Below are 12751 nucleotides of genomic sequence, written 5' to 3' on the forward strand. Positions count from 1 at the left end.
GGCCGGGATTGTCTCTCGCACCATCACCCGGTGATGGCCTGAAAGCTTGAGACGAGACCGCAGGGCCGTAAGGTGAGCAAAAAGCCGGGCACTATCGGGTCCATGGACGCTGGTCTCGGCTGCCCGCGAGATCTCCAGCCGCGTCGATATGCCGTCCAGCGGCAAACCGATACTGCCGAAGCGCGAGCTGTCCTTGCCAGGGATGTCCAGGAATCCGAGGTGTAAGCGTCCAGGAACTTGAATGGAGACGGAGTCCGACATCGGTTCTATTTCTGAACTTTTTGATAATCGGGCCCTGAGTTATGTTATCGTATTTTACTACCAGCGCAAGCCTGGGTGACGAACCGGGAGAAAAGAACCAAAGGAGCGGCCGCGATGAGCGAGGAGACGGAACGGAAACGGGAGCGCGTTTATTCCGAGGACGAGATCGTTTCGAAGCTGCAGGCGGAGCTTCCGCATTGGCGCTACGAAAACGGCTGGATACGCCGCCGATACAAGACGCACAATTGGAAATCCACCCTTATGGTCATCAACACGGTTGGACACCTGGCAGAGGCGGCCTGGCACCATCCCGATCTCAAGGCATCCTATGCGTGGGTGGAGGTGTTGTTGATGAACCATGCTGCCAAAGGCGTGACCGACAAGGATTTCGAACTCGCCAAAAAGATTGAGGACGTCGTCCAATGGCAGCCGGGCAAGGCGGACGGTACTCTCGAAGGCACGCCCAACGCCGATCAGCGGTTTGCTTACCTGAAATATGATAGCTGATCGGCATTTTTCGTCGGATGGACTTCACATTTGACGAAGAACAGATAAATTCACGACGGCACCAGAAAGTTTCGGAGTGTGATGGTTGCATGGATCGGCAGCCAAACAGTTCCTTTGCCTGCTGCAATTGAGCAGGTGGCAAAGCTTCTGGCAAAGAGCCGCTGCCCGGTATTTTCCATTGAATCGGATGTCCATGGCTCCCGCAGCCTGATTGCGCTGGCGGAGCGGGTCGGGGCGACCTATGACCACGTGAATGGCCGCGACCTTCTTCATGAAGTGGCACTTCACACGGATATCGGCGGTTTTTTTGCAACGGCGACGGAAGTGCGGCGCCGCGCCGACCTCATCATCATCGTCGGCGACATTGCAGCGGCTCATCACGTTCGGCTTTTATCGCTTGCGTCAACGACGGCGGATCTGTCGTCGTCAAGCCGAAGGCGTTGGCTTCAGATCAAAGGCAAGGCGCCGGCCGCCGCCAGCGAGCCGCTGCGACGTTTGAAGGCGATCGAAGTGGGCTCGTCCGATTTTCCCATCGACGCCGTGCTCGGAAGCCTCAGGGCGGTGCTGGCTGGAAGAAAAACATCCGCCCCTCTCGCCAATATCGATGCGTTCTTGAGCGAAATGGCGAGCGCGCGTTTTCCCGTCTTCGTCTTCTCCCATCTCAATGACCCGGCCAGTCTGGCGATGCTACAAGGCATGCTGGCCGACATCAACAGAGCCCGGCGGGCGACGGCTCTTTTCCTCCCGTGCGACGACGACGCCTGGGGCATGGTCTTGGCATCGACCTGGATGACGGGCTTTCCGCCGCGAACAGGCTTTTCGACCGGCTCACCCATCCATGACCCATGGCTTTGCGACATCGAGCGGATGATTGCAGATAAGGAGGCGGATATGCATTTGTGGGTATCGGAGCGTGACGAGGCGCGTCTGCCGAAACGCAGCCGAGTGCCCACGGTCGCGCTGGTGAGGAGTGAACGGCCCGCCGCCGGCGCGTTGGTCACCGTTCGTATCGGCAAGGCTGGCCTTGACCATGACGGCGTGGTCTATTCGAGCCGCATCGGAACCCTAAGATCCGTTGCCGCAACGGCGCCGTCCGCTCTCCCCAGCATTCATTCAATCGTCGGGCAACTCGAGCAGGCCCTGCAGGCAGAGGGTTTGCCATCATGATGATCCGTCTTGCAGGTGGGGAAGTGGTGGATCCGATCAACGGTCCGACCGGCAAACGCGACGTCTGGATCGAGGATGGCGTCATCATCGAAAAGCCGGTCTCAAAGAGGGCTGACAAAACCTATGACGTTACCGGCTGCTTCGTCATGGCCGGTGCAATAGACATCCACTCGCATATCGGCGGCGGCAACGTCAATACGGCCCGTCTTCTGTTGCCCGAACAACATGCCGCGCACCTCAAACGGCCCTTGCACACGCCGCTTGCAAACGCCGGGTGGTCTACCTTCAACACCGGATGCCTTTACGCTCAGATGGGTTTTACCACCGTGGTAGAGCCCGCCATGTCGCCTTCGAATGCGCTTCATACCCATATGGAGCTTGCCGACATCCCGATCATCGACAAGGCAACGCTTGCAATCCTCGGCAATGACGATTTCCTTCTGTCGATGATCAGGGACAACGCCTCGTCGGCGATGATCGATGATTACGTGGCTTGGACGGTGTCGACGGCAAGATCGCTCGGCGTGAAGGTGATCAATGCAGGCGCAGCAGCCGCGTTCAAGGAAAACATCCGCAGCTTCGCCTTCGACGACGTCGTGCCATCCTACGGGGTCACTTCCCGCAAGATCGTCGAGACGCTGCAGTCCGCCGTCGGCCGTCTGGGAATCCCTCACCCCCTCCATGTCCACGCCAACAACCTTGGTATCGCCGGAAACGCCGTAACGGCTGCTGAGACAATTCGCGCGTCGCAAGGCCAACCAATCCATCTCGCGCACCTGCAGTTTTATGGTTACGGCACCGAAGGCAAACGCGGCTTTTCCTCCGAGGCTGCCCGTCTTGCCGATCTGGTCAACAGCACGCAAAACGTGACGATCGACGTCGGACAGGTGATGTTTGGCCAGACAGTGACGATCTCATCGGACGTCATAAGGCAGTATTCCGGAATGCGAACGGCAAGTCCGAAAAAGTCCATTCTCTTCGACGGCGACGGAAACGGCGGCGGCATTGTCCCCTATCGCTATCGCAAGGACTACTATGGTTCGCTGCAATGGGCGGTGGGGCTCGAGTTGTTCTTGCTGATCAACGACCCATGGCGGGTTTTCTTCACCACCGACCATCCGAACGGCGCTCCCTTCACGGCCTATCCCGAATTATTCGAGTTGCTGATGCGCCGCGATGTCCGCAATGCCAAGATGGACGAGCTCGACCGCTCCGCGCTGGAGCTTACCACACTCGCCTCGATCTCCCGCGAATATACGCTTGAGGAGGTTGCGGTCATGACGCGAGCAGCGCCGGCGAGGCTGCTTGGCCTCGATGACCGCGGGCACCTCGGCCCCGGTGCAATCGCGGATGTCGCCGTCTACCGGAAAGGGCAGGATGTCCAAAGGATGTTCCGCGACGCGGCTCTGGTGTTCAAGAACGGGGACCTGGTCGTCGAGGACGGCGTCGTCACGCACTATCGTTGGGGAAAGACGGTGCACCTCAATTTGCCACCCGACAAGGGTATCACCAAGCGCATGCAAGCCTATCACGAAGATCGCTACGGTCTGTCGCTCGACTGGTTCACCTTTCCAGATTCAGCGATTTGTCGCGAAAACCCTTTTGCGGAGGTCGCATGCAAGAGCTGATCCGCAACGGCATTGAGATCGACGACACGTTTGCCGAGGCATTCGGCATGCGTGCGACCGCAATCATCATCACCGCGCCGAACCTGAAGTGGGCGCGCCAGGCGGCGACCACCATGTCGGGCTTTGCGACCTCCGTCATCGGCTGTGGTTGCGAGGCGGCGATCGACATCGATATTCCGGCGTCCGGGACGCCGGATGGGCGTCCGGGCTGCCGCGTGATGATCTTTGCGATGGGGACGGACGAGCTGCAGAAGCAGTTGAAAACCAGGCTCGGTCAATGCGTTCTGACCTCGCCCGGCAGCGCCTGTTTTTCCGGGCTCGAAGGCAGCGCTTCGCTCGATCTCGGATCATCCCTGCGCTATTTCGGCGACGGATGGCAGATCTCCAAGAAGTTCGGCGGCAAGCATTATTGGCGGGTGCCGGTCATGGATGGCGAATTCCTGTGCGAGGCGAAGACCGGTTTGACGAAAGAGGCGGTTGGCGGCGGAAACCTCTTCCTGCTCGCCACAGACGGCGCAAAGGCGCTGGCGGCGGCCGAGCGCGCCGTGGCAGCGATTGAGAAGGTTCCCGGCGCAATCATGCCTTTCCCCGGCGGCATCGTGCGCTCCGGCTCGAAAATCGGCGGCAAGTACAAGGGCATGATGGCTTCGACCAACGATGCCTATGCGCCCACACTACGGGGGGTGACCAAGAGTGCGCTCGGTCCCGACATCAATGCAATCCTTGAAATCGTCATCGACGGGGAGACGAGCGAGGCGGTGGCTGCAGCGATGCGTGCCGGGCTGAAGGCGGTCATCAATTTCGGGCCGAGGCGCGGCGCTTTGCGCATCAGCGCGGGAAACTATGGCGGCAAACTCGGCAAGTTCCATTATCATCTGAGGGATCTCCTGCCATGAAGCCGCTGACCTTCACCCTTCGCTCCGAACCGGATGAAAGGCTCGATCTATCCGGCTTGACGCCCCAAAAGCTCAACGGCATGCAGCCTGCCGACATCGCCAGATTGCCGATCGGAACGAGCCGGCGTCCCGCCACGGTGGGCGATGTCTTCAAGGTGGAGGGGAGGGATATCTCATCCATCGTGTTTTCAGGCGGCAGCGGGCGCTTTGACCTCGTCGGAGCGGAGATGACGGCGGGAAAGATCCGGGTCGAGGGCGATGTCGGCGCCCGCGCCGGTCGCCGCATGGCTGGCGGCCTCTTGAACATCGAAGGAAAGGCCGGTTTACAGGCGGGATCGGGTATGAGGAACGGGCGCATCGAGATCGCCGGTGACGCAGGCGACGGCCTTGGCGGGCCGATGGTGGGAGAGATCCACGGCATGACGGGTGGCATCGTGATTGTTGGCGGCAAGGCCGGCCATCGCCCCGGCGAGAAAATGCGGCGAGGCATCATCGCGCTTTTGAAGGGATGCGGCGATTACGCCGGCCTCGGCATGACCGCCGGGACGATCGTTGCAATCGGACGCGTCGGTCTTTATCCCGGCCACTTGATGAAGCGCGGCTCGCTTCTGTTCGACCGGCGACCGGCGGCCCTTTCGCCGACGTTCATCGATTGCGGCCGGGTCGAAATCGTCTTTCCGGCACTGTTCGACCGCTATCTGATGGAAGACAAAATCCTCGACCGGCCACTGCTCGGCAAAAAACCCTTCCGTTTCGGCGGCGACAATGCGGTCTTGGGCACGGGCGAAATCATGTTTGCGCGAGGTTGAGCCGTGGCCATCCGGTTTAAGATCGGCCGAAGATCTTCAATCGGATTGCTGCAACATCGGATAAAGCTTATCGAAGAAGGGCAGGCATTGGGCTCCCCGCTCACGCAGGAACACCTGAAAGGCACTCATCGCCGGGGAGATGGTTCTGTCCGTCCGTGTTACCGAAAACCACTGCCTGCGGATCGGCATTCCGATGACGTCGAGGGTGACGAGTTTGCCGAACTCCAGTTCCATGGCGATGGTATGGGCCGAAATGAACGCGATGCCAAGGCCCGCCATGACGGCCTGTTTGATCGTCTCGTTCGACGACATCTCGGTTCCCAGATCATCGAGCCTGCCCGGAATCTCGCCGAGGAAGATTTCCAGCGATATGCGCGTGCCGGAGCCGGGTTCTCGGACAAGAAAATGTTCCTTTGCGATCTCGTCTTTGGTGATGTCCCGTTTCCCTGCCAAGGGATGGTCGGGCGGTGCGACCATCACAAGCGGATGGTCGCCGAATCCTACCGAGTGCAACGGCATGTCCTTGGGCGGACGGCCCATCAGGGCGATGTCGACGTCATGGTTCTTAAGCTTGGTAATGATTTCCGCCCGGTTGCCGATCGCGAGTGAAACGGCGATCCCGGGGTGGCTCTTGCGGAAGGTCGCCATCATGTTCGGCGCGAAGTATTTTGCGGTCGAGACGACGCCGAGGGCGAGGGTGCCGGTGCGCACGCCCTTGATTGCATCGACTTCGTCGTCCAGCTGGCGCAGCCTTTCCTCGATCATCTGGGCGGCATCGATGAAAGCAAGGCCCGCCGCCGTTGGACGAATTCCATCATTTGTCCGGTCGAAAAGGATGATGCCGGCATCCTCCTCAATCTGCTTGAGCTGGATGGTGACGGCCGAGGGGGTGAGGCCGAGCGCATTGGCGGCCCGCACGATTGTCCCGTGCCGCGCGATCTCCTGCGTTGCACGCAAATGTCGAAGCGTCAGGTTTTTCATCTGTATAGCTTAATTTTTTTTAGCTAACTAGTAAATACAATAAATTTTACTTAATTCGAGATTCCTGTTTCGATGTTGCCATGCCCGGGCAGTGAGGAGCGGGCGGGGAGGTAGGCTATGACTTCGTCGACGCTAGACAACTTTTTGAGTTCCCATATCGACAGTGGTGGCCCCCATTGCGAAGCTGCCGCCGTCACGATCCGGCAGTTGGCTTGCGCTGCCGTCACGCTCTACAGCACGATCAATCAGGGTGCGCCCGGTAAGGCCTTTTCCAGAGAACGCGGCCAAGTTGGTCCAGGCGGCGACATAACTAAGGACCTCGACGTCCTGGCCGATGCCCTCTTCATCGACGCGATGCGAGAGGCGCCTGTCTGCCTCTACGCCTCCGAGGAACTCGAAGACGCAGCGCTCCTCGATCCGAAAGCTCCGCTTGCCGTCGCCATCGATCCGTTGGACGGCTCCTCGAACATCGACATAAACGTCTCCATCGGGACGATCTTCTCCATCCTTCCAGCGGCTGGTGATCCGGTCGGCGAGCCTAACGCCTCCTTCTTCCAACGGGGAGACGCCCAGCTCGCCGCCGGCTTTTTCATCTACGGCCCGCAGCTTGCGTTGGTTCTCAGCCTCGGCAGCGGCACCCACGTCTTCGTCTTTTCCTCAGGTGGCGGCGTATTCGTTCATGCCCACGAAAGCGTGGTCGTTCCACCGAGGACCCAGGAATTCGCGATCAATGCCTCCAACTATCGTCATTGGGACGAGGCCGTCAGGCTTTATGTCGATGATTGCCTGAAGGGGACGGAAGGGCCGCGTGAAAAGGAATTCAACATGCGGTGGATCGCGGCCGTTGCCGCCGATGCCTATCGCATCCTCATGCGCGGCGGCGTTTATCTCTATCCCGGCGACACGCGCAGGGGCTATGGCGAGGGCCGGCTGCGGCTGGTCTACGAGGCCAATCCCATTGCTTTCCTTATTGAGCAGGCCGGCGGAGCCGCCACCGACACGATCAGCCGTATTCTGGACGTGACGCCCACGTCACTGCACCAGCGCGTTCCGCTGGTCTTCGGCTCGGCGCGGGAGGTCATGCGCATCGGGCGCTACCACACCGAGCCGAGCAATATTGCCGAGCGTGCACCGCTCTTCAGCAATCGCGGTCTCTTCAGGGCCTGATCGGAGAACAAGACATGTCGGCAAGGCATCCCATTATTTCGATTACCGGATCGTCGGGCGCCGGAACCACGTCGGTCAAGCGGATTTTCGAACAGATCTTCAGGCGCGAGAAAATCGAAGCTGCCTTCATCGAGGGAGACGCATTTCACCGGTACGACCGGCAGGCCATGAAGGAAAAGGTGGCCGAGGAGGAACGGAACGGCAATCCAAATTTCACCCATTTCAACGCAGAGGCCAACGAACTGGAGACGCTCGAAGCCGTTTTCGAGGAATATGGTCGCAGCGGCACGGGCCACACAAGGACCTATATCCACGATGAACAGGAGGCCGCGCGCTTTGACGTCCCGCCGGGCTGCTTCACGCCATGGCGCGATTTTCCGAAAAGCGACCTGCTCTTTTATGAAGGGCTGCACGGGTGCGCGGTGACGGACAAGGTCAATCTCGCCCGTCACGCCGACCTGAAGATCGGCGTCGTGCCTGTCATCAATCTCGAATGGATCCAGAAGATCCACCGTGATCGCGAAGCTCGCGGCTATTCCACGGAAGCAGTCATGGACGTCATCTTGCGGCGCATGCCCGACTATGTCCGCTACATCACGCCGCAGTTCACGCTGACCGATATCAACTTCCAGCGGGTTCCGATCGTCGACACGTCCAACCCGTTCATCGCGCGCTGGATACCGACGCCTGACGAATCGATGCTCGTCATCCGCTTCGCCAGACCGCGCGGCATCGATTTCCCCTATCTGCTGTCGATGATCCACGACTCGTTCATGTCACGCGCCAATTCTATCGTGGTGCCGGGAAACAAGCTCGATCTCGCCATGCAGCTGATCCTGACACCCCTGATCATGCAACTGATCGAACGCAAAAGCCGCACCTCATGAGGATGAAAGCGATGAACACGCAACTCCAGCCGCAGAGCATTATCGAACCCGCTATCGTAACGGAACAAGACATGGCCGATGCCATCAGAGCGCTTGCCATGGATGGCGTTCAAAAGGCCAATTCCGGCCATCCTGGCATGCCGATGGGCATGGCCGACGTCGCAACGGTGCTGTTCAATCGCTTCATCAAGATCGATCCTTCCCACCCCGATTGGCCCGATCGTGATCGCTTCGTTCTTTCGGCCGGCCACGGTTCGATGCTGCAGTATGCGCTTCACTACCTGATCGGCTATGAGGATATGACGGTCGAGGAGCTGCAGCGGTTCCGCCAGCTAGGCGCCAGGACTGCCGGGCATCCCGAGCACGGTCACGCCCTCGGCATCGAGACGACCACGGGTCCATTGGGCCAGGGTATCGCAACGGCGGTCGGCATGGCGCTTGCCGAGCGCGTGTCCAATGCGCGCTATGGCGACGGGCTCGTTGATCACCATACCTATGTCATTGCCGGTGACGGATGCCTGCAGGAGGGCATCAGCCATGAAGCGATCGATCTTGCCGGCCATCTGAAGCTGTCGCGGCTGATCGTGTTCTGGGACAACAATTCCATCTCGATCGACGGCCCCACCAGCCTCTCGACCTCGATGAATCAGCTGGCACGCTTCCAGGCGGCGGGCTTCGACGTTCAGGAGATCGACGGGCACGATTTCGATGCGATTGGCCGGGCGATTTCCCGGGCAAGAGTTTCGAACAAGCCGTCGCTCATTTCCTGCCGTACCATCATCGGCAAGGGCGCTCCAAATCTTCAGGGGTCGGAGAAGACGCATGGCGCGCCGCTCGGCGAGGCCGAAGTCGCCGCGGCAAGACACGTCCTGAAATGGAGAGCGGCGCCCTTTGAGGTTCCTGAGGCTATTTTGGAGCGCTGGAGCGATGCTGCCGCACGCGGGGCAGCCGAGCGGGCCAAATGGCTCAACCGGGTTGCTTCAGCTCCCGAAGGCGCCGCCTTCGTGAGAACCATAGGCCGTGAGATCGACACATCACTCTTCGATGAACTTGCCGAGTTTCGTCGAACGCATCAGGCCAAGGCGACCAAGGTCGCCACGCGCAAGGCCTCCGAAATGGTTCTTGGCATCATCAACGCCGCGACGGATTTGACGATCGGCGGCTCGGCGGACCTAACCCATTCCAACCTGACACTGACCGCGGGAATGGAGCCGATCAAGCCGGGAAGTTACGCCGGCCGCTATATCCATTATGGTATCCGCGAACACGCGATGGCGGCTGCGATGAACGGCCTTGCCCTGCATGGCGGGTTCATTCCCTATGGCGGCACCTTTCTCGCCTTCTCCGACTACGCGCGCGGCGCCATCCGCCTCTCGGCACTCATGGGGCAGCAGGTCATCTACGTCATGACGCATGACTCGATCGGCCTTGGAGAAGACGGACCGACCCATCAGCCGATCGAGCATCTGGCAATGCTGCGCGCGACACCCAACCTGAACGTCTATCGTCCGTGCGACATCGTCGAGACGGCCGAATGCTGGGAGCAGGCCCTCAAGGACCGCAATCGTCCGAGCCTGATTGTGCTGTCGCGGCAGAACCTGCCGATGTGTCGCCCGGCCAATAGCGAAGAAAACCGTTCTGCGCGCGGCGCCTACATCCTGCGCGCGACCTCGCAACCATCCCCCATCACGCTCCTCGCGACCGGTTCCGAGGTCGAAATTGCCTGTGTTGCTGCCGATATGCTTTCAGCTGCACACGGCATCGGCGCGAGGGTGGTGTCCATGCCGTGCTGGGAGCTATTCGAACAACAACCGTCCGAATACCGCGAGGCAGTGCTCGGAACCGCACCGCGGATCGGCATCGAAGCGGCGGCGCGCCTCGGTTGGGACCGATACCTTGGAGACGGTGGCATTTTCATCGGCATGGAGGGCTTCGGTGCCAGCGCTCCTGCCGCCGCACTCTATGACCATTTCGGCATCACCCCCGGGGCCGTCGTGGAGGCGGCGCTGAGACTTGCGGCCTGAGGTCTGATCAGGCCGGCCGGACAGTTCAACGTGAAAGGAGCAGGCTTATGGCCCGCATCGCACTACGCCAGCTGCTCGATCATGCAGCGGAATACGGTTATGGAGTTCCCGCCTTCAATATCAACAATATGGAGCAGGGGCTTGCGGTTATGGAGGCGGCTGCCGCCTGTGACGCTCCCGTTATTCTCCAAGCCTCCAAGGGTGCCCGCGCCTATGCAAAGGACATTATGCTGGCGCGCATGATCGAGGCGCTTTCGGAAATCTATCCGGCCATACCCATCTGCGTCCATCAGGACCATGGCAGCGACGAAGCGACCTGCATGACGGCGATACGCCACGGCTTCACCTCGGTGATGATGGATGGCTCTCTCGAAGCGGATGCCAAAACACCTTCGTCTTATGAGTATAATGTCGCGATCACCGAACGGGTCACGCACATTGCCCATTGGCTGGGCGTCTCGGTCGAAGGGGAGCTAGGTGTTCTCGGTTCGCTGGAGAGCGGTACCGGCGCTGCCGAGGACGGTCATGGCGCTGAAGGTGCTCTATCACATGAGCAGCTTCTGACGGATCCTGACCAGGCCGTCGATTTCGTCGCGCGCACCGGCGTCGATGCGCTGGCGATCGCCTGCGGCACGTCTCATGGCGCCTACAAGTTCACCAGGGCGCCGGACGGCGACATTCTGGCAATGGGCGTCATCCAGGCAATTCACCTCAAGCTGCCGAACACGCATCTCGTCATGCACGGCTCATCCTCGGTCCCGCAGGAAATGCAGGACGTCATCAACCGCTTCGGAGGACGAATGCCGCAGACCTACGGCGTGCCCGTCGAGGAGATCGAGCGCGGCATTCGCCATGGTGTCCGCAAGGTCAACATCGATACCGACTGTCGCATGGCGATGGCGGGGCAGTTTCGCAAGATCGCCGCTGAGCATCCGGAGGAATTCGATCCGCGAAAATTCCTGAAACCTGCAATGGATGCCTTGCGCAATCTCTGCCGTGACCGCTTCGAACGTTTCGGCACGGCGGGCAACGCCTCAAGGATCAAGGTCATTGCCTTAGATGAGATGGCGAGACGCTATGCCGCGGGCGAACTCGATCCGAAAACCACAGCAGCCAAAGCCGCCTGATCGGCGATCCAGAAGACAACGAGAGGACAAAGTCATGGCCAATAAATCGCAAACCGTCACAGGTGCGGAACGCTACAGAGCTGGCGTGATGGAATACAAGAAAATGGGCTACTGGGAGCCTGATTACGAGCCGAAGGATACCGATATCATCGCACTCTTCCGCATCACGCCGCAGGACGGCGTCGATCCAGTCGAGGCTGCCGCGGCCGTCGCGGGCGAATCCTCCACCGCCACCTGGACGGTCGTGTGGACGGACCGGCTGACGGCAACCGAAAAATATCGCGCAAAGGCCTACAGGCTCGATCCTGTGCCGAATGCGCAAGGCCAGTATTTCGCCTATATCGCCTATGACCTCGACCTGTTCGAGCCAGGCTCGATTGCCAACATGAGCGCATCGATCATCGGCAACGTCTTCGGCTTCAAGCCGTTGAAAGCATTGCGATTGGAGGACATGCGGTTTCCGGTCGCCTATGTGAAGACTTTCCAGGGGCCTGCGACCGGCATCGTCGTCGAGCGCGAGCGCTTGGACAAGTTCGGTCGCCCGCTGCTTGGCGCGACCGTGAAACCGAAGCTTGGCCTTTCGGGACGCAACTACGGCCGCGTGGTCTATGAAGCGCTGAAGGGCGGGTTGGATTTCACAAAGGATGACGAGAACATCAATTCGCAGCCTTTCATGCATTGGCGCGAACGTTTCCTCTACTGCATGGAGGCGGTCAACAAGGCCCAGGCCGAGACCGGCGAAATCAAGGGACCGTATTTGAACGTCACGGCAGCCACCATGGAGGACATGTACGAGCGGGCTGAATTTGCCAGGGAGCTTGGATCGGTCATCGTCATGATCGACCTGGTCATCGGCTACACGGCGATCCAATCCATGGCAAAATGGGCACGTCGCAATGACATGATCTTGCATCTTCATCGCGCCGGACACTCGACCTATACGCGCCAGAAGACACATGGCGTGTCCTTCCGGGTGATCGCCAAGTGGATGCGGCTTGCAGGCGTCGACCACATTCACGCCGGAACCGTTGTCGGCAAGCTGGAAGGCGATCCCGCAACGACACGCGGCTACTACGACGTCTGCCGCGAAGGCTTCAATCCGATGCGTTTGGAGAACGGCATCTTCTTCGAGCAGGATTGGGCCTCTCTCAACCGCATGATGCCCGTTGCTTCCGGCGGCATCCACGCAGGGCAGATGCATCAGCTCTTGGACCTTCTTGGTGAAGATGTCGTGCTGCAGTTCGGCGGCGGCACCATTGGGCATCCGATGGGCATTGCCGCCGGCGCCACTGCCAAC

General features: G+C 60.0%; 11 protein-coding genes and 1 pseudogene. 10 read left to right on the forward strand and 2 right to left on the reverse strand.

Going from position 1 to position 12751, the window contains the following annotated elements; genetic code table 11:
* A pseudogene (locus C9413_RS32745) lies at positions 1-261 on the reverse strand (GHMP kinase); the annotation flags it as partial.
* 114 nt (positions 262-375) lie between these two features.
* Here C9413_RS32745 and C9413_RS17000 point away from each other — a divergent pair.
* The 5 genes from C9413_RS17000 to C9413_RS17020 all read left to right on the forward strand — a co-directional run bounded on the left by C9413_RS17000 (position 376) and on the right by C9413_RS17020 (position 5268).
* Positions 376-768 (forward strand): 4a-hydroxytetrahydrobiopterin dehydratase, encoded by a 393-nt coding sequence (locus C9413_RS17000; RefSeq protein WP_040115770.1) that lies wholly within the window; start codon positions 376-378, stop codon positions 766-768.
* Between the two features lie 135 nt (positions 769-903).
* Entirely contained in the window at positions 904-1935 is a 1032-nt protein-coding gene (locus C9413_RS17005) for a tungsten formylmethanofuran dehydrogenase (protein WP_210263530.1), read from the forward strand.
* Positions 1932-3563: a formylmethanofuran dehydrogenase subunit A gene (locus C9413_RS17010; protein ID WP_082046737.1), complete on the forward strand. Its 1632-nt coding sequence runs from the start codon at positions 1932-1934 to the stop codon at positions 3561-3563. Before C9413_RS17005 ends, C9413_RS17010 begins: the two co-directional genes overlap by 4 nt.
* The gene (gene fhcD / locus C9413_RS17015) at positions 3551-4459 is read left to right on the forward strand and encodes a formylmethanofuran--tetrahydromethanopterin N-formyltransferase (RefSeq protein WP_040115767.1); all 909 of its coding nucleotides are present in this window, start codon (positions 3551-3553) and stop codon (positions 4457-4459) included. The genes C9413_RS17010 and fhcD overlap by 13 nt, the downstream gene beginning before the upstream one ends.
* Positions 4456-5268 carry a formylmethanofuran dehydrogenase subunit C gene (locus tag C9413_RS17020; RefSeq protein WP_040115766.1) on the forward strand — a complete coding sequence of 271 codons (813 nt, stop codon included), beginning with the start codon at positions 4456-4458 and terminating at the stop codon, positions 5266-5268. Before fhcD ends, C9413_RS17020 begins: the two co-directional genes overlap by 4 nt.
* 36 nt (positions 5269-5304) lie before the next feature.
* On the opposite strand, the gene C9413_RS17025 is transcribed toward C9413_RS17020, so the two are convergent.
* On the reverse strand, positions 5305-6249 hold the full coding sequence (locus C9413_RS17025; protein ID WP_040115765.1) for a LysR family transcriptional regulator: 945 nt from the start codon (positions 6247-6249) through the stop codon (positions 5305-5307).
* Positions 6250-6366: 117 nt separating this feature from the next.
* On the opposite strand from C9413_RS17025, the gene C9413_RS17030 reads away from it, so the two are divergent.
* The 5 genes from C9413_RS17030 to C9413_RS17050 form a co-directional block, all read left to right on the forward strand.
* A complete protein-coding gene (locus tag C9413_RS17030) occupies positions 6367-7416 on the forward strand; it encodes a class 1 fructose-bisphosphatase (protein ID WP_040115764.1) in 1050 nt (349 codons plus the stop codon).
* Positions 7417-7430: 14 nt separating this feature from the next.
* Positions 7431-8303, forward strand: coding sequence for a phosphoribulokinase (locus C9413_RS17035; RefSeq protein ID WP_040115763.1), 873 nt, complete (start codon positions 7431-7433; stop codon positions 8301-8303).
* An 11-nt stretch (positions 8304-8314) separates the two neighbouring features.
* Complete coding sequence (gene tkt / locus C9413_RS17040; RefSeq protein WP_040116630.1) at positions 8315-10327, forward strand: transketolase; 2013 nt, start codon at positions 8315-8317, stop codon at positions 10325-10327.
* A gap of 47 nt (positions 10328-10374) precedes the next feature.
* Entirely contained in the window at positions 10375-11454 is a 1080-nt protein-coding gene (gene fba / locus C9413_RS17045) for a class II fructose-bisphosphate aldolase (RefSeq protein ID WP_040115762.1), read from the forward strand.
* A gap of 34 nt (positions 11455-11488) precedes the next feature.
* Positions 11489-12751, forward strand: a 1263-nt coding sequence (locus C9413_RS17050) for a form I ribulose bisphosphate carboxylase large subunit (protein WP_170250672.1), incomplete at its 3' end; no start/stop codon positions are given.

It is taken from the genome of Rhizobium sp. SEMIA 4085 (assembly GCF_013004495.1).
GTDB classification, from domain to species: Bacteria; Pseudomonadota; Alphaproteobacteria; order Rhizobiales; family Rhizobiaceae; genus Rhizobium; species Rhizobium gallicum.

Coding starts and splice junctions, on each gene's coding strand:
- C9413_RS17020 (WP_040115766.1), top strand. CDS start 4,456: ATGAAGCCGCTGACCTTCACCCTTCGCTCCGAACCGGATGAAAGGCTC.
- C9413_RS17035 (WP_040115763.1), top strand. CDS start 7,431: ATGTCGGCAAGGCATCCCATTATTTCGATTACCGGATCGTCGGGCGCC.
- C9413_RS17000 (WP_040115770.1), top strand. CDS start 376: ATGAGCGAGGAGACGGAACGGAAACGGGAGCGCGTTTATTCCGAGGAC.
- tkt (WP_040116630.1), top strand. CDS start 8,315: ATGAACACGCAACTCCAGCCGCAGAGCATTATCGAACCCGCTATCGTA.
- C9413_RS17030 (WP_040115764.1), top strand. CDS start 6,367: ATGACTTCGTCGACGCTAGACAACTTTTTGAGTTCCCATATCGACAGT.
- C9413_RS17010 (WP_082046737.1), top strand. CDS start 1,932: ATGATGATCCGTCTTGCAGGTGGGGAAGTGGTGGATCCGATCAACGGT.
- C9413_RS17025 (WP_040115765.1), bottom strand. CDS start 6,249: ATGAAAAACCTGACGCTTCGACATTTGCGTGCAACGCAGGAGATCGCG.
- fhcD (WP_040115767.1), top strand. CDS start 3,551: ATGCAAGAGCTGATCCGCAACGGCATTGAGATCGACGACACGTTTGCC.
- fba (WP_040115762.1), top strand. CDS start 10,375: ATGGCCCGCATCGCACTACGCCAGCTGCTCGATCATGCAGCGGAATAC.